Origin of the sequence: Streptomyces albidus (ex Kaewkla and Franco 2022) (genome assembly GCF_013870515.1) — a bacterium.
GTDB lineage: Bacteria > Actinomycetota > Actinomycetes > Streptomycetales > Streptomycetaceae > Streptomyces > Streptomyces albidus.
The window spans coordinates 17,512-32,876 of record NZ_JACBXA010000002.1 but is presented as its reverse complement, the minus strand read 5'-3'; the positions used below and the strand labels follow the sequence as shown (position 1 = coordinate 32,876).

General features: G+C 69.8%; 14 protein-coding genes. 10 read left to right on the top strand and 4 right to left on the bottom strand.

Translation table 11 applies throughout. The annotated features are described in order from the left end of the window. Positions 1-458: 458 nt before the first annotated feature. Positions 459-707 (top strand): WhiB family transcriptional regulator, encoded by a 249-nt coding sequence (locus tag H5J26_RS00670; RefSeq protein WP_181763637.1) that lies wholly within the window; start codon positions 459-461, stop codon positions 705-707. Positions 708-1,018: 311 nt separating this feature from the next. Further along, on the top strand, positions 1,019-1,915 hold the full coding sequence (locus H5J26_RS00665) for an alpha/beta hydrolase fold domain-containing protein (protein ID WP_235980133.1): 897 nt from the start codon (positions 1,019-1,021) through the stop codon (positions 1,913-1,915). Positions 1,916-2,066: 151 nt separating this feature from the next. On the opposite strand, the gene H5J26_RS00660 is transcribed toward H5J26_RS00665, so the two are convergent. After that, entirely contained in the window at positions 2,067-2,696 is a 630-nt protein-coding gene (locus H5J26_RS00660; protein WP_181763635.1) for a hemerythrin domain-containing protein, read from the bottom strand. Between the two features lie 321 nt (positions 2,697-3,017). On the opposite strand from H5J26_RS00660, the gene H5J26_RS00655 reads away from it, so the two are divergent. From H5J26_RS00655 to H5J26_RS00645, 3 genes are all read left to right on the top strand, one after another. Beyond that, positions 3,018-3,995: a TIGR03557 family F420-dependent LLM class oxidoreductase gene (locus tag H5J26_RS00655; RefSeq protein WP_235980092.1), complete on the top strand. Its 978-nt coding sequence runs from the start codon at positions 3,018-3,020 to the stop codon at positions 3,993-3,995. Between the two features lie 90 nt (positions 3,996-4,085). Then, positions 4,086-5,558, top strand: coding sequence for an ornithine decarboxylase (locus H5J26_RS00650; protein WP_309237728.1), 1,473 nt, complete (start codon positions 4,086-4,088; stop codon positions 5,556-5,558). Beyond that, positions 5,558-6,199 (top strand): diguanylate cyclase, encoded by a 642-nt coding sequence (locus tag H5J26_RS00645; protein ID WP_181763633.1) that lies wholly within the window; start codon positions 5,558-5,560, stop codon positions 6,197-6,199. The genes H5J26_RS00650 and H5J26_RS00645 overlap by 1 nt, the downstream gene beginning before the upstream one ends. 108 nt (positions 6,200-6,307) lie before the next feature. On the opposite strand, the gene H5J26_RS00640 is transcribed toward H5J26_RS00645, so the two are convergent. From H5J26_RS00640 to H5J26_RS00630, 3 genes are all read right to left on the bottom strand, one after another. Next, positions 6,308-6,664, bottom strand: a complete 357-nt coding sequence (locus H5J26_RS00640; protein ID WP_309237727.1) for a GNAT family N-acetyltransferase — start codon at positions 6,662-6,664, stop codon at positions 6,308-6,310. Between the two features lie 242 nt (positions 6,665-6,906). After that, positions 6,907-8,379, bottom strand: a complete 1,473-nt coding sequence (locus H5J26_RS00635) for a dihydroorotase (protein WP_181763631.1) — start codon at positions 8,377-8,379, stop codon at positions 6,907-6,909. Next, complete coding sequence (locus H5J26_RS00630) at positions 8,376-9,800, bottom strand: FAD-binding protein (RefSeq protein WP_181763630.1); 1,425 nt, start codon at positions 9,798-9,800, stop codon at positions 8,376-8,378. Before H5J26_RS00630 ends, H5J26_RS00635 begins: the two co-directional genes overlap by 4 nt. Positions 9,801-10,033: 233 nt before the next feature. Here H5J26_RS00630 and H5J26_RS00625 point away from each other — a divergent pair, with 233 nt between their 5' ends. Genes H5J26_RS00625 through H5J26_RS32150 form a run of 5 tightly spaced genes read left to right on the top strand, consistent with a single transcriptional unit; the run spans position 10,034 to position 15,328 of the window. After that, positions 10,034-10,822: an IclR family transcriptional regulator gene (locus H5J26_RS00625; RefSeq protein ID WP_181763629.1), complete on the top strand. Its 789-nt coding sequence runs from the start codon at positions 10,034-10,036 to the stop codon at positions 10,820-10,822. After that, on the top strand, positions 10,819-12,048 hold the full coding sequence (locus tag H5J26_RS00620) for a CaiB/BaiF CoA transferase family protein (RefSeq protein ID WP_181763628.1): 1,230 nt from the start codon (positions 10,819-10,821) through the stop codon (positions 12,046-12,048). The genes H5J26_RS00625 and H5J26_RS00620 overlap by 4 nt, the downstream gene beginning before the upstream one ends. Beyond that, complete coding sequence (locus H5J26_RS00615; protein ID WP_181763627.1) at positions 12,045-12,920, top strand: HpcH/HpaI aldolase/citrate lyase family protein; 876 nt, start codon at positions 12,045-12,047, stop codon at positions 12,918-12,920. The genes H5J26_RS00620 and H5J26_RS00615 overlap by 4 nt, the downstream gene beginning before the upstream one ends. 57 nt (positions 12,921-12,977) lie before the next feature. Continuing rightward, positions 12,978-13,805: a cyclase family protein gene (locus H5J26_RS00610; RefSeq protein WP_181763626.1), complete on the top strand. Its 828-nt coding sequence runs from the start codon at positions 12,978-12,980 to the stop codon at positions 13,803-13,805. Beyond that, positions 13,802-15,328 (top strand): MmgE/PrpD family protein, encoded by a 1,527-nt coding sequence (locus tag H5J26_RS32150; protein ID WP_181763625.1) that lies wholly within the window; start codon positions 13,802-13,804, stop codon positions 15,326-15,328. The genes H5J26_RS00610 and H5J26_RS32150 overlap by 4 nt, the downstream gene beginning before the upstream one ends. Positions 15,329-15,365 lie beyond the last annotated feature (37 nt).

Genomic DNA, 15,365 nt, shown 5'->3' with positions numbered 1-15,365 from the left:
CGCCAGGCCAGTGTGCGGGGGGTCAGGGCTCCGCGGCGCAACGGACGGCCAGTTGAGGCGAAACGCAGCTTGAATCCCGCCCTGCCCGTTCATCCGCCCGGCAAGGAGTGGCGTCTTCCACGCGAGGAATCGCCGGCCTCACCTGGCCGCGGCCTCCCAGTAACCACTGCGCACAGAACAAAACCGCCTGTCTGCAATCAGGGCGGAGTTCCTGCCGGTTGAGGTGCCGACGTGAGGCTCAGAGGAGACCTCCGATCGGGCCGACCAGCACTTCCTCGGCCCGCGGGTCTGCAAAGGTCGCCTCCCCAGGGGCTCTTCACTGCGGTGGAGGCCGTTCTGGAAGGAGGCATCGAGGCGGGCCGCACCGCAAATTTCTGCTTCTCGCGACGAATAAGACGGGGGCAACCCGGAACTCCGTCTGGAGCAAAAGCACCTGAACTGCCTGAAGGGAGCGGTCCGTGGACTGGCTACACCACGCGGCCTGCAAAGACGAGGACCCCGAACTGTTCTTCCCGATCGGCACGACCGGCCCGACGTCTCTGCAGGTCGAGGAGGCCAAAACGGTCTGCCGGCGCTGCCCTGTCACGGACCGTTGTCTGAGCGCGGGCCTCGATCAGCACTACGGAGTCTGGGGCGGGGTCTCCGAGACGGAACGGCGGTCCAGCAGGCACCGCGCCCACAAGGCGGCTCTTCGACGTCGCCCCTGAGTCGTCGAATTTCCGGCGCACAACACCAGGACGCGCCCCCAGCTCTGCGTCGATCCGGCCGGCCCCCGGAGCAGCACTGCTCCCCCTGGGGTCTTTCGTCCTGCCTCGCACAGCCCTTCTGCGGCACTCTCTGCTTGCCGAACTCCGTGCCGTCGGGCCCTCGAAAGCACTCCGCCTCCCGCGCCTCGAAGGGCCGGTCACGACCCCTTGGACGCCGTGCCCAGGGGCGCCGCCATCGCGGTTGCTACGCTCGGCAGAGCGTTACGGCCGGTGAAAGGGACTGCTCGCGGAAGGTGGATGACGTGCCGAGCATGGGCAGCCGGGCCTTGAAGCTGGTCATGTCCGCGGTCGGGAAGAAGCTCGGATACCGCGACCTCACAGAGGTTCGACGCAAGGTCGAAAAGCAGCTCCTCCGCCCCGCCTCGTACAAGCCGCCCAAGCATCTGGACAAGAGCTGCGTCGTCCACTTGTCCTTCGAGCACGGCTGGCCCTGCTACCGCATCAGTCCACGGGGACGCGACCCGAAGGTCCAGGTGCTCTACCTGCACGGTGGTGCCTACATCGAGGAGATCGGGAGCAACCACTGGGCCCTGATCAAGGAGTTGGCCACGAATGTCCCGGCAGCTGTGACGGTGCCGGTGTATCCCCTGGCGCCACGCGGCACGGCCAGCCGTTTCCTTCCCGCCGTCACGGCCCTCGCAGGATCGCTGACCACGGATTCCGCCCTGCCCACCGTCTTCATGGGGGACTCGGCGGGCGGTGGGCTGGCTCTGGCCATCGCTCAGCGACTACGCGACGCCGCCACCGCCCCTCCAGCGCGGCTCGTGCTGATCTCACCGTGGCTGGACGTGGCGCTCGGCAACCCGGAGGCAGCTCGGGTCCAGCCGAGGGACCCGATGCTCTCAACGGAGTCGCTCCGCTACACCGGCGCCCTCTGGGCAGACGAGCGGGAATTGTCGGACGCCGCGGTCAGCCCGATCAACGGGACGATGACCGGGCTTCCGCCAACGACGGTGTACGTCGGCACCGACGACGTCCTCTGCCCTGATGCCCGCCGATTCCGCGACATGGCGACATCGGCGGGCGTCGCGGTTGATTTCCACGAGGCGGCCGGCCAGATCCACGTCTATCCGCTGTGGCCCATTCGAGAAGGGCGTCACGCCCGTCGCTGCATCCTCGACGACGTCGGCCATGCGACGACACGATGAGCCCGCGCAACCGGCGCCACGGCTCACGCTCATCCCGCACGGATTCAGCTCGGCATGGGCCGGCTCGGCCGACTCCGGAGGTGGGCACGGTGACGGCTTCCCGCCCAGGCGGCGGTCGCTGCGGTCTCTGACGGTGCGGTCTCCGACGGTGCTATCGGACTTCTCGGCCCGGGGAGGCCGGGCCCGTGTCCGTCAGTCCCTTGCCGGAGGGTGCTGCCAGTGCGTCCCTCGCCCGGTCCACCAGTGAGGCGAACGGGCCGACGGCCCACTGGGCGGCAGGAGATCCGGCTGAGGTCGGATGCGGATGCGTCGGCGCCGCCTTCTCGGCCATCAGCAGCCTCTTGCCCATCTTCTGCAGCTGCTCCGACGAGCATCGGGCACGGAGGTGCGGGAATTCATCCCGTTCCTCGTGATCGGCGTGCTTCCTCACGGCCTTCTCAAGCTCCGCCAGTTTCAGTTCGAACTGGGAACCGGCCAGGTCCATCTTCTCCAGTTCCGCGAGCACCTTGTTCGCCTCTGCTTCTTCCTCGTTGCGGGCGGCCGCTTCCTTCTCCCCGGCCTCCTTCTTCGCGACGGGACGCAGAATCATCTCCTCAGCCACCTCGTGGACGGCCAACAGGGCCCGTAGTTCGTCGAACTTGGCCCTCTTCACGTCACTCTGCGACTGGTGCACCTCTGCGAACAGCTCCCGGATACGGGCATGTTGGCTCAGCAGAATCCCGATGATGTCGTCCTCCGGAAGCAGAGCTGCTTCCGCGCGTTCCTGGGCTGCGTTGCTCACGGGCACTCCTTCGCTTCATCCTGCTTTCCGGCCGTACAACACCGGTTCGGTGAGCCGGATCTGCGTCCTCGAGTAGCTCGTGTGCTTGAGGGCAAACCGTCCACTGGTGGCTGATGGTCATTTGGCGAAATTCCCACCCCCGCCGCCCGAATGGCTTGTCGCTCGCGGGGGTCTCGGTCTCGGCTCTTCCTCTGCGGCTCGACGAATGCGGCCCCCAGTTCCTGAGGCGGCCTGGAGCGCGATGCGCGGCCTTCATCCTCACGTTGCTCCTCCCGGCTCCGCGTGATGTTTCCGCAGCGTGCGGCCGGTAACTCGCGGCGCATGACGACACCCCAGGCGATGACCTACGGATATTTCCTGGCCAGTGAGGACTACGGCCCGCGGGCGCTTGTGGAGCAGGCACGAATGGCTGAACAGGCCGGGTTCACGTCGCTGTGGATCTCGGACCACTTCCATCCGTGGACCGGCGCCCAGGGCCACTCCCCCTTCGTGTGGTCGGTCATCGGTGCGCTGGCTGAGGCCACCTCGCTTCCGGTGCAGACCGCGGTCACCTGCCCGACGGTCCGTACCCACCCCGCGGTCATCGCACAGGCAGCGGCGACGTCCGCGGTACTGCTGGGCGAGGACCGTTTCCGGCTGGGTGTCGGCAGTGGCGAGGCGCTGAACGAGCACATCCTGGGGACCGTCTGGCCGGAGGCTCCGGTGCGTCTGGAGATGTTGGAGGAGGCGGTCGGCGTCATCCGGCAGCTGATGACCGGGGAGCAGACGAGCCACTACGGCAAGCACTACACGGTGGAGAACGCGCGCCTCTACGACGTGCCGGACCGGCCCGTGCCCATCGACGTCTCCGGATTCGGTCCGGCTGCCGTCGAGTTGGCCGCGCGGATCGGGGACGGCTTCATCACCATGGACCCGGACGAGGAAGGCGTAGCCCACTTCCGGCGGGCCGGGGGCGGCCAGGCGCCCGCCCGCGGCGGGGTGAAGGTCTGCTACGACGTGGATCGTGAGGCTGCGGTGCGCACCGTACGTCAGCGCTGGCCGAACATGTTCCTACCCGGCGAGCTGGGCCAAGTGCTGCCCACACCGGCCCACTTCGAGCAGGCCGGCCAGCTGGTGACCGAGCAGCACGTGACCGACGCGGGCCTGGCCTGCGGAGACGACCCCGAGGAGCACATCCGCGGTCTGACGGCCTACGCGGATGCCGGCTTCGACGCTGTCTTCGTCAACCAGATCGGCCCCGACCTGCATGGCTTCTTCGACTTCTACCGCACGAAGGTGCTGCCGCAGCTGACCCGCTGAGGTGAGCGGAGGCCGAGTCCTGCAGATCGTTCAGAGGAGCGCACGTCCATGCCCGAACGGGCTTCACGCGGCACTCACCAGGTGCCACCGGTGACACTCGATCATTCTCAGACGCCCGTGCTCGACGCACTGGCCGACTACAAGCGCAACCAGCGAGGACGTAACTTCTCCCCGCCCGGCCACAAACAGGGCGGCGGAGTCGACCCGCGAGTCGTGGAGGTGCTCGGGGCCGACGTCTTCGCCTCCGACGTGCTCGCGATGAGCGGGCTGGACGACCGGCGGATGTCTCAGCAAGTACTGGGGCGCGCACAGGAGTTGATGGCCGACGCGGTCGACGCCGAGCACACCTTCTTCTCCACCTGCGGCAGTTCGCTGTCGGTCAAGTCGGCGATGCTGGCGGTCGCGGGCCCGCACGAGAAGCTCCTGGTGGCCCGCAACGCGCACAAGTCCGTGGTGTCAGGCCTGGTGTTGGCCGGCATCGACCCGGTGTGGGTCGAGCCGCGCTGGGACACCGAACACCACTTCGCACATCCTCCGGGGCCCGACGAGGTGGCCGCCGCGTTCGACCGCGAACCGGACGCGAAGGGCATGCTCCTGATCACTCCGACCGCATACGGCGCATGCGCCGACATCCGGGGCGTCGCGGATGTCTGTCACCGACACGACAAGCCGTTGATCGTCGACGAGGCGTGGGGCGCGCACCTGCCGTTCCATCCGGAGCTGCCCAGCTGGGCGATGGACGCGGGCGCGGACGTGTGCGTGACCAGCGTGCACAAGATGGGCGCGGGTCTGGAGCAGGGGTCGGTCTTCCATCAGCAGGGAAACCGTGTCGACCCGGCCGTGCTGAAGCTGCGGGAGGATCTGCTGGGCACGACCAGTCCGTCGGTGCTGATGTACGCGGCGCTGGACGGCTGGCGGCGGCAGATGGTGGAGCAGGGACAGCAACTGCTGGACGGAGCCCTGTCGTTGGCGCGGCGACTCCGCCGCGACATCGCAGAGCTGCCCGGACTGACGCCGCTGGCCACCGAGTTGTTGGGGCCCCGCCTGGCCTACGAGCACGACCCGCTCGTTCTCGTACTCGATGTACACGGCCTGGGCACAAGTGGTTACGGTGTCGCGGACTGGCTGCGCGAGCAGAGGAACATCAATGTGGGCCTTGCCGATCACCGCCGGGTCATCGCCAACCTCACGCACGCCGACGACGACACCTCAGCCGCCTTCCTGCTGGACGCGCTGACGGAACTGGTCAGTCGACGCGACCAGCTCGCTCCGCCCGCCCAGGTGCGGCTGCCCTCGCCTGAGGGGCTGCGACTGAAGACGGTGATGTTGCCGCGCGACGCGTACTTCGGGCCGGCCGAGCATGTGCCCGTCGAGGCGGCGGTCGGCCGTATCGCCGCGGAGTACGCCAGCCCTTACCCGCCGGGAGTGCCGGTGGCGGTGCCCGGCGAACGGATCGAACACGAGGCGATGGAATACCTGCGGACGGGCGTGGCCGCCGGGATGTACGTCCCGGACACGGCCGACCCGTCCCTGCGCACACTGCGAGTGGTAGTGGAGGACTGATGCGAAAGGCATTGCTGGCGCGCCGTCGCGGCGCCTTCGGCGGGCACGATGTCGAGGAGGCGACGGTCCGCTACCTGATGTACGGGCTGCTGCCTGCGTGGGTTGTGCCGGGGCTGGTGGATTGGTGGCTGCACAGGCGTACCCGCATCGAGGACTCGCCGGGCACCCGGGAGTCGCTGATCCACTCGCTGATGATGGCGGAGGTGGGTGCGCCGATCGCGCTCACCCTGCTGTGCGAGATGAATCCGCTGCTGCTGGCGGTGCAGTTGGGCGCCACGGCGGCGCACGAGGCGACGGCCGTGTGGGACGTACGTACGGCGCACCACAGTGACCGCGAGATCAAGCCGTTCGAGCAGCACGTGCACAGCTTCCTGGAATCGCTGCCCTTCAGCGCGCTGACATCCCTGGCATGCCTGCACCCCGGTCAGGTCCGGTCGCTGCTGCGGGGCGGGCGCGGTGACCGAGACGCGTGGCGGCTGATCCCGCGCAAGCGCCCGCTGCCGCGCACCTACCTGGCGGGGATCGGCGCCGCCGTCTTCACGTGCGTGGCATTGCCGTACGCCGAGGAACTGCTGCGCTGCATGCGGGCCGAGCGGCAGCGTGCTGAACAAGAGCAAGTGACCGTGAACGACGGCCCATGACGGACGTTCCGAGGGCTGGGCCGCCCACACGAGGCCCAGCCCTCCTCGGTCCCGGTTCTCATCAAGCTTCGGGAAGCGCCGACGTCTGACACCTCGCGGCATTCCGCCTCACCGACGTGCCTGTGCGAGTTGCTTGGTCATGAACACACGGCTGGCACCCGGCGGTCGGCAAGGAATCGTGCCGAAGACGGTCCATCCGTGCTTCCGGTAGAAATCCGGTGCTTGAAAGCTGAGCGTGTAGAGGACGGCGTTGAGACATCCTCGTCGGCGTCCTTCCTCCTCTGCCGCCCGGAGGACTTCCCCACCGAGGCCAGAACCGCGCAGCTGTGGCGGAAGGTGGAAGGAGTCCACGAAGAGGAGCCCCAACGACGTTCGTCCCGTCAGGCCGCCGAGCACCTGATCAGTGGTGGCGTCCACGACCAGCACGGCCAGTTCCCGCTCGTCCTCCGCGCCGGCTTCCTGCACGTTGAACTCGCTCAGTGAGCTCGCAATCGAGGCGGATGCCTCTCGCCCGGGCGTATCGGTGACGCGGAGCCTTGTTGAGGGTGCCTCGTGGCCGGCCCCTGGCTGATCCTGAGAACTCATGCAGCCCGGGTTCCACGCAGGTTGCGTCTGAAGCCGCATGTCACAGGTCAGGGGGCACGGCTGTCACGCCTCGGCCGACCGGGACTTCGCCCGGACGGCCGCCCCCTGATGCGAGCCCGCTCTCAGCGCTTGTCGGGGCGCGAGAGGTAGCGGCCGCTCGGCGTGCCCTTCACCTCACCGCCGGCGTAGATCTGCCGGCCGCGCAGGAACGTCGATTCGACCGTGGCACCGATCTCAAGGCCCTGCAGCGGGGTGTACTCCTGCGTCGACTCGGAGGCCGCCGCGTCCGCCGTCCAGGAGCGGGTGGGATCGACCAGGGCCAGATCGGCGTCGTATCCCTCGGCGATGAGGCCCTTGGCGCCGAGTCCGAAGCGCCGGGCGGGAGTCCAGGACGTCAGCTCCGCGACCTTCTGTAGCGGAAGGCCGTGGGAGGCGGCCGCGCCGGCCAGGCCGGGAAGCAGGTACTCCGTTCCGCCGAAGCCCGACTTCGCCGCGAACACATCGCTCTTCGGGTCGCCGAACTTCGTCTCCTCCTTGCAGCACGCGTGATCGCTGACCACCCAGTCGATGTTGCCCGCCACGAGGTGCTCCCACAGCGCGTCGACGTCCTCCTGCGGGCGCAGCGGCGGGTTGACCTTGCCGCCGATGCCGGAGGCGGTCTCGATGTTCGCCAGCAGGTGCCCGATGGTGACCTCGCGGCGGAAGTCGACCTGCGGGAACGTCCTCGCCATGCGCATCGCGGACTCGATGGCGTTGCGAGAGGAGAGGTGCAGCAGGTTGATGTTGGGCAGTTCCGTCTCCGCGGCCAGGAAGCTCGCGATGGTGACCGCCAGGCCCTCCGAGTGCGGCGGGCGAGAGGCGCTGTACGCGGCGAGGCCGGACAGGTCGCCCGCCTCCTCGACCAGCTTGGTGTACGCCGTCATGATCTCCGCCGTCTCGCAGTGCAGCGACAGGGAGATGGAGTCCGCCAGCTCCGGGTACTTCTCACGCGCCGCCTGTACGCCCCGCATCACGAACTCGAAGTGCGCCAGGTCGTACCGCTCTTCCGGCGGGATCATCAGGAACGAGTTCTGGTCGGCGGAGCGGCCGTGCAGGCCGTGGCTGCCGTAGAACATGAACACCTTGAACGAGGGGACGCCGAAGCGGGCGATGAGCTCCGGGATCTCCTCGATGTGCGACTTCTGCATCGGCGCGAGGTGGAAGCCGTAGTCGACGTGGCTGCGGCCCTCGGAGGCTTCGAGGACGAGGGGGAAGACCTCTTCGTAGCTGCCGCCGCGGTTCATGTAGTACTGCCCGGTGCGCATGTACGTGAGCGCGCTCGTCACGCCGCCCTGTGCGCAGGCGCGGCTCTCGCTCGCGGTGTCGTCGGGCAGCGGGTTGTAGATCCCCCAGTGCTGGTGCGCGTCCACGACGCCGGGGAAGGCCAACAGGCCCTTGCCGTCGATCACTTCGCGGGCGTCCTCGGCCGGGATGTCGGGGGCTGTGCGCCGGAAGACGCCGTCCGCGATGCCGATGTCCGTCGTGGGGATGTCGGCGGCGTCGTGCCTCACCAGACGCACGTTCTTGATCAGCAGGTCCAGTTCCGGTTGCGTCATCGCGCTGTGCCCTCTCCGTGTGCGTCGGTGCGTGACAGGGTGTTCGCCGCCTGCCACGCGAGGCCCAGCGCCGGCAGCAGGCCGTTGCCCGCGAGATAGCCGTCCGCGCCGTGGCCGGAGATACCGTGTGCTGCACCGCCCGAGGCGTAGAGCCCCCCGATCGGTGCGCCGTCCCCGCCGCGCAGTACGCGCGCCTCGCCGTCCACGACGAGGCCGCCCTGGGTGTGGAACAGGGCGGGTATCACCTCGACGGCGGCGAAGGGTGCCCGCAGCGGCTCCTCGAAGAAGCTGCGGCCGAACTCGTCGTGCTCCGCCCGGCCGGAGGCGAGTGCCACCTGCCCCGCGACGGAGGCCTCGAGCGCCTTCGCGTGGCATCCGGTACGTGTGGCGAGCGTGTCCAGGTCGTCCGCCCAGAGCAGCGCGCCGGCCTCGACGGTGAGGCGGAAGTCCGTGAACGAGCGGCACAGGTCGTGGATGCGTTCGTCGAGGACGATCCAGCCGCGCGCGCCGGGACGGGCCGCGAGCGCAGCCGCGTATTCCGAATAGCCGGTGGTCTCGTCACCGAACCGTTCGCCGTCCGCGTCGACCATGATCGCGCCGTGCATCACCGTGGCCCAGCCGACCAGCGTCCGGGAGCGGCGGGCGAGGGCGGCGTGTCCCTGGTAGGCGTCCATGAAGGCGGATGCCGCCCCGTGCCGCAGCCCGATCTCCAGGCCGTCGCCGAGTGAGAACTGCCCGCCGTGATAGTCCGCCGTAGCGATCTCGGGCATGTGCCGGGCCACCAGGGCGCGGTTCGCGCCGTATCCGTTCGTGGCCAGCAGCACGCCGCGGGTCGTGATGGTCTCGCGGTGGCTGCTCGGGTACTCGACCACCGCTGCGGACACGGACCCTGCCGCGTCGAGCGTGACGTCCACGAGGCGGGCCGGAGTGAGCAGGTCGATGGAGGGCTGGGCCCGCACCCGCTCGTGCAGGTGCCGCAGCAGCGCCGACCCGTGCCGTCCTTCGACGGTGTGCAGTCGGTCCGCGGAGTGCCCCGGGTAGCTGAAGTCCCGTACGAGTTGGAGCGGCAGGCCCGCGCTGTCCGCCAGCCACTCCACCAGCGGCGCGCTGAGTCCGGCGAGCGCGGCGGCGAGCAAGGGGTCGGCCGCGCCGTGCGTCTTGGCGGTGATGTCGGCGAGGAAGCGCTCCGGACTGTCCTCGACGCCCGCCTCGCGCTGCCAGCGCGTTCCCGCTCCGGGAATCATCGCCGTCGACATCGAGGTGTTGTTGCCGTGCAGGAACTGCTCGTCGGGGTCGACGACGAGGACGCCGAGCCCGGCCTCGGCCGCCCGCAGCGCACCGGCCAGGCCGCCGCCCGCGCCGGCCACCACCAGGTCGACTTCAGCGTCGTCCGTCGTGCCGTCGGTCCGGTCGGTGGGCACCGGCTCACCTCCCTCCACTCGTTCCAGTCAGCGGAACACGATTGCTGGACGATGATTCCAGCGCTTCCAGGGACCGTCAATGCCCGTCAGCGAATCCCGGGCAACAGCGAGGCCAACCACTGGCCGACCCTTGACCTCAACCGGAACCGATGCTTCCCTGATGTTCCATTGAGCGGTACGGAATACTTCCAGGCATGCGGATCGAGCGGGAGGGGGCAGGTGAGAATAGGGCCATGACGACTCAACCCGGAACCGAGACCGCAGGCCGCGTGATCGACGTCCTGCTGCTGTTCACCGACGGGACGGACGAGCTCGGGGTGTCCCGTATCGCTCGCGAACTCGGCCTGAGCAAGGCCGTGGTGCACCGCATCCTGCAGACGCTCGTCGCGCGCGGCATGGTGACGCTGGATCAGCAGACCCGGCTCTACCAACTCGGTCCCACCACCGCCGCGCTCGGCGCCCGCGCCTTGCGCGACCTCGACCTGCGGGCCGTCGCCGCGAGCACCCTGCGGCGGCTGCAGGAGGAGACGCACGAGACGGTGACCCTCACCGCGCTGGTGCCGGGCGGACGGGCCTACGTCGACCAGATCGTCAGCACCCACGAGGTGAAGATGACCGTGGAGTTGGGCCGCAGGTTCCCGCTGCACGCCGGCAGCTCCGGCAAGTCCGTACTGGCGTTCCTGCCGGAGCAGCGACGCGAGGAGATCCTCGCCGACGGGCTGACGGCGCTCACGGGCAGCACGCCGACCGACCCCGTCGAGCTCCGCGCGGAGCTGTCCGCGATCCAGGACCTGGGATACGCGAGCTCCGCCGGCGAGCGCCAGGCGGACGCCGGGTCGGTGGCCGCACCGCTCTTCGGGCTCGACGGCGACGTCCGCGGCGCGGTCTCCATCTGCGGGCCGCGCTCCCGGTTCACGGCGGAGTTCGTCCGCGACTGCGCGCCGCGCGTGGTCGAGGCGGCCCACCACATCTCCAAGGCGCTCGGCTGGACCGGCACGACGGAAGGATCACGATCTCCATGACCGACACCGAACCCGCGACCACGGCCGGGGCGGCATCCGGTGCCGCTCCCGCCCTGGCCGGCGTCAAGGTGCTGGACATCGCCACGCTCTTCGCGGGCCCGCTCGCCGCCACCCTGCTCGGCGACTACGGCGCCGACGTCGTCAAGATCGAGCACCCCAAGGGAGATCCGGTACGCAGCCACGGCGCGAGCAAGGACGGCGTGGGCCTGTGGTGGAAGATGCTCGCCCGCAACAAGAAGGCGATCACCCTCTATCTGGGCAGCCCTGAAGGCCAGGAGACCTTCCGCCGCATGGTCGCGGACGCGGACGTGGTCATCGAGAACTTCCGGCCCGGGACGCTGGAGCGCTGGGGCCTCGGCTATGACGTGCTCTCCGAGATCAACCCCCGCCTCGTGCTGGCCCGGGTCACCGGCTTCGGCCAGTTCGGCCCGTACGCGAAGCGCCCCGGCTTCGGCACCCTCGCGGAGGCCATGAGCGGATTCGCCGCCATCACCGGCCAGCCGGACGGGCCGCCGACGCTGCCGCCGTTCGGACTGGCCGACGGAGTCTCCGCGCTCACCGCCGCGTTCGGCATCATGACCGCGCTGCACGCACGGGAGCGCACCGGCCGGGGCCAGGTGCTCGACCTCGCGATCATCGAGCCGATGGTGACGCTGCTGGGTCCGCAGGCCATCACCTACGACCAGCTCGGGGAGCTTCAGCCACGCACGGGCAACAGGTCCGCGAACAACGCGCCGCGCAACACCTACCGCACCAAGGACGGCAGTTGGGTCGCCGTCTCGACCAGCGCGCAGTCGGTCGCGGAGCGGGTGATGCGGCTCGTCGGACGTCCCGAGTTCGTGGACGAGCCGTGGTTCGCATCGGGAGCCGAACGGGCCGAGCACGCGGAGGAGTTGGACGAGGCGGTCGGTTCCTGGATCGCCCGGCACACCCGCAGCGAGGTCACCGACGCCTTCGAGGAGGCACAGGCCGCGGTCGCGCCGATCTACGACATGAGTGACATCTTCACCGACCCGCAGTACCAGGCGTTGGAGACGATCACGACGGTCGACGACGAGGAGCTCGGGCAACTCCGCTTCCAGAACGTGCCGTTCAGGCTCAGCGAGACGCCCGGCGAGGTCCGCTGGCCGGGGCCCCGCAAAGGCCGCGACAACGCCGAGGTCCTCGGTGCGTACGGCATCGGCGCCGCCGAGCTCGCCGACCTGGCGGAGCGGGGCGTCGTATGACCGGCGCCAGCTCAACCGACGGCGACAAAGCGGCTGTTGCGGCCGTGCGGTCCTGGCTGTACGTGCCCGCCACCAGGCCCGATCTTCTGGAGAAGGCGATGCGCGGCGACGCCGACGCCGTCGTCCTCGACCTGGAGGACTCGGTGCCCGCGCAGCGCAAGAACGAGGCACGCGACCGGGCCGTCGAGGCCGCCCGCCGCACGTGGCCGAAGCCCCTGTGGATCCGCATCAACCAGGTGCAACTACCGGACGGTGCCGCCGACTTGGCCGTCCTCGGCGACGTCCCCGTTCAGGGGCTGAGGCTTCCCAAGTGCGAGTCGCCGGAGCAGATCGCGACCGTGCTGCGGCATCTCGATGCACCCCTCCACCTGCTGATCGAAACGGCCCTCGGTGTGGAGCGCGCCTACGAACTCGCCACCGCCGCCCCGCAGGTGACGCTCCTCTCGCTCGGCGAGGCGGACCTCGGTGCGGATCTGCGCGTACGTACCGGTGAAGCGCTCGACTGGGCGCGCGACCGCATCGTCAACGCGGCGCGGGCCGCCGGGCTCGCCCCGCCCGTTCAGAGCGTATGGACCGACGTGGCCGACCTGGACGGGCTCGCCACGAGCACAGGACGCGCCCGGGAACGGGGATACCACGGCCGTTCCGTCGTGCACCCGCGTCAAGTCGCCCCCGTCAACGCCGCATTCACCCCGGAGCAGGCGGAGGTCGACAGCGCCCGCCGCCTCGTCGACTCGCTGCAGCAGGCGCAGGCCGGAGAGGCGGGCAGCGCCGCCTGGCTCGACGACGACGGCCGGCTGATCGACCCAGCGGTCGTCGCTCAGGCGTACTGGGTGCTCGAACTGGCCACGGGCCGCGTACCGGCCGGCTGAAGCGTCCCCCCGCACTCCCCCGTCCGTCCCCCCGCACCGTTCCACGCAAGGCAGGCCATGACTGCAGTACCGAACTCCCCGAACCCGCTGCTCGACGCGCTTCCGGCCGACCCCCACATCGTCGAGCTGGGACAGCCTCTGTTCACCGGCATGCCCTGTTCGCCCAACCATCCGGGTTTCCGCATGACGTTGGCGCGGCGTCACGGCGACATGGTCCGCCCTGACGGAGGCTCCGCCTCCAACGAGGTCATCATCACCGGCGGTCATGTCGGCACCCACATCGACGCCCTGTCCCACGTCAGCCACGACGGCAAGCTGCACGGCGGCGTCGACGCCGCCGAGGCGCAGTCCGGCGGCTCCTTCTCGCAGCACGGCGCCGAGCAGACCCCGGCCATGGTCACGCGGGGCGTCCTCCTCGACGTGGCCGCCGCGCACGGGACGGACACGCTGCCCGGCGGATACGGCGTCACCGCCGAGGACTTGGAGCGCGCAGCAGGTCTCGGCGGTGCGGAGCCCCGGCAGGGCGATGTCGCTGTCGTACGTACGGGCTGGGCGCGCCACTTCGAGGACACGGTCGCCTATCTGGGCAAGGAGTCCGGCGTTCCCGGCATCACCGAGGACGCGGGCAGGTGGCTGGCCGAGCGCGGTGTGCGGGCCGTGGGCGCGGACACCACCGCCTGCGAGCAGATACCGGCGGGCGCGGGGCACAGCGTGCTTCCCGTCCACCGGCTGCTGCTGGTCGAGTCCGGCATCTACATCATGGAGCACCTGGCGCTCGAAGATCTCGCGGCCACCGGACAGCACGAATTCCTGTTCGTCGTCGCGCCGTTGAGGATCGTCGGCGGTACCGGCTCGCCCATCCGTCCGCTGGCGGTGATCGCGTGACGGCCCGGACCCCCGCGGAACTCACTCCCGCGCAGCAGCTCGCGCGCTTCGCCGTGGACGTGTCCGCGGACGGCCTCGACCCCGTCCTTCGCGAGAAGGTCACCGGGCATCTGCTCGATCTGATCGGCAACAGCCTCGCGGCACTCTCCGAACGGCCGGGCGCAGCGGTGCGCGAACTGACCGAGGAGTGGGGCGGCGCCCCCGTCGCCACGGTCATCGGCTCCGCCACCAAGCTGCCGGCGCCGTCCGCGGCGCTGGTCAACGGCACTCTTGCGCACAGCCTGGACTTCGACGACACCCATCTGCCGTCCGTACTGCACCCCTCCGCCTCCGTGCTGCCCGCCGCTCTCGCGGTCGCGGAGGCGGCCGGCGCCACCGGTTCCGAGCTGCTGGCCGCCTCCGCGGCCGGCATCGAGATCACCTGCCGCCTCGGAATGGCCCAGTACGACGCCGAGTTGGGCAACTCCGTCTTCTTCGACCGCGGTCTGCACGCCACCGCCATCTGCGGTGCGATCGGCGCCGCGGTCGCCGCAGCCGTGCTGCGCGGACTGGACGCCGATGGGGTCTGCTCCGCGATCGGCATCGCCGCCAGCATGGGGTCCGGCATCATCGAGGCCAACCGCACCGGCGGCACCGTCAAGCGCGTCCACTGCGGCTGGGCCGCTCACGCGGGTGTGGTCGCCGCCGACATGGCGCGGCTCGGGCTGACGGGTCCGCCCACCGTGCTGGAAGGCCGGTTCGGCTTCTTCCAGGCGTACTGCGGCGAACGCTTCGACGAGGAGACGACCGTCGACGCCCTCACCGCGGACCTCGGTCAACGCTGGGAACTGTCACGGCTGTTCATCAAGCCCTACCCCTGCAACCACTTCACGCACGCCGGAGTGGACGCGGCGATGCGGCTGCGGGACCGGGGCATCGACCCGGGCTCGCTGACCCGACTGACTCTCGGCGTACCCGCGCCCGTCCTGCGCACGATCGCCGAACCGGCCGCGGAGAAGGCCCGTCCGCGTTCCGGCTATCACTCGGCGTTCAGCGGCCCGTACACCGTGGCGGCCGGATTCCTCTCCCCCTCGGCCTGCGGCCAAGGGGGCACCCCCGACGGATCGGCATCCCCCGCCGCCGGACTCGGTGTCTTTCACGAGGACTTCACCGACGAGGCCGCGGCCGACCCCGCACGACTCGCTCTCGCCGCTCGCGTGACCTGCGTCGCCGACGACGAGTGCACTGCTGCCTTCCCCCATCAGTTCCCCGCCGTGCTCACCGCGGAACTCGACGACGGCTCGACCGTCACCGAGCGGGTCATGGTCAACAGGGGCAGCCCGGAGAACCCTCTGCACGCCGGAGAACTCACCGCCAAGTTCACCGCCAACGCGCTCGGTTCGGGTGGAGGCACCACCCGGGTCGCGGACGCAGGGCGGGAGCAGGCCGTGAAGGACCTGGCCGACGAGGTCTGGAACATCGGCAACTCCCATGACACCGCGGGTCTCACCCGTGCGCTGTCCAACGTGGTGACCGGCACATGAGGCACCAGGAACTCTCCACCACACCAGCGTGAGGTGA

Excerpts from the sequence above, each read along its gene's own strand:
- H5J26_RS00665 (WP_235980133.1), top strand. The coding sequence starts at position 1,019 with ATGGGCAGCCGGGCCTTGAAGCTGGTCATGTCCGCGGTCGGGAAGAAG.
- H5J26_RS00655 (WP_235980092.1), top strand. The coding sequence starts at position 3,018 with ATGACGACACCCCAGGCGATGACCTACGGATATTTCCTGGCCAGTGAG.
- H5J26_RS00645 (WP_181763633.1), top strand. The coding sequence starts at position 5,558 with ATGCGAAAGGCATTGCTGGCGCGCCGTCGCGGCGCCTTCGGCGGGCAC.
- H5J26_RS00635 (WP_181763631.1), bottom strand. The coding sequence starts at position 8,379 with ATGACGCAACCGGAACTGGACCTGCTGATCAAGAACGTGCGTCTGGTG.
- H5J26_RS00625 (WP_181763629.1), top strand. The coding sequence starts at position 10,034 with ATGACGACTCAACCCGGAACCGAGACCGCAGGCCGCGTGATCGACGTC.
- H5J26_RS00620 (WP_181763628.1), top strand. The coding sequence starts at position 10,819 with ATGACCGACACCGAACCCGCGACCACGGCCGGGGCGGCATCCGGTGCC.
- H5J26_RS00615 (WP_181763627.1), top strand. The coding sequence starts at position 12,045 with ATGACCGGCGCCAGCTCAACCGACGGCGACAAAGCGGCTGTTGCGGCC.
- H5J26_RS00610 (WP_181763626.1), top strand. The coding sequence starts at position 12,978 with ATGACTGCAGTACCGAACTCCCCGAACCCGCTGCTCGACGCGCTTCCG.